The following is a 259-nucleotide window of genomic DNA, read 5'->3' on the forward strand; positions in this document are numbered from 1 at the left end:
GTACTGGGCTCGCACGGTGGCGCCGTTGAGGGCAGCCATTGGATCCAGCACTCGCGTCGGCGCCTCAAGTACGTCAGGAGCAGGCAATTCGCCGATCAAGGAGCCGATGATCAACTCCAGTGTGGCCGAATAACTGAACTGGCCGGTGGCGGCACGTTGGAGGGTATAGCGCACCTTGACCAGACTATTGAGATTAGACGCGATGAGCGCCTGTTCAATTCTGAAAGTGATTGGCTTCCCGGCAATGGGTGTGGTGATG

1 protein-coding gene is annotated in these 259 nt (G+C 57.9%); it reads right to left on the reverse strand.

All coding sequences use genetic code 11. From position 1 onward, the window contains the following. A partial coding sequence (locus tag QN347_RS20260) for a hypothetical protein (protein WP_323494470.1) occupies positions 1–259 on the reverse strand: 259 nt, incomplete at both ends.

Origin of the sequence: Sphingomonas sp. 10B4 (assembly GCF_035019905.1) — a bacterium.
Lineage (GTDB): Bacteria > Pseudomonadota > Alphaproteobacteria > Sphingomonadales > Sphingomonadaceae > Sphingomonas > Sphingomonas glacialis.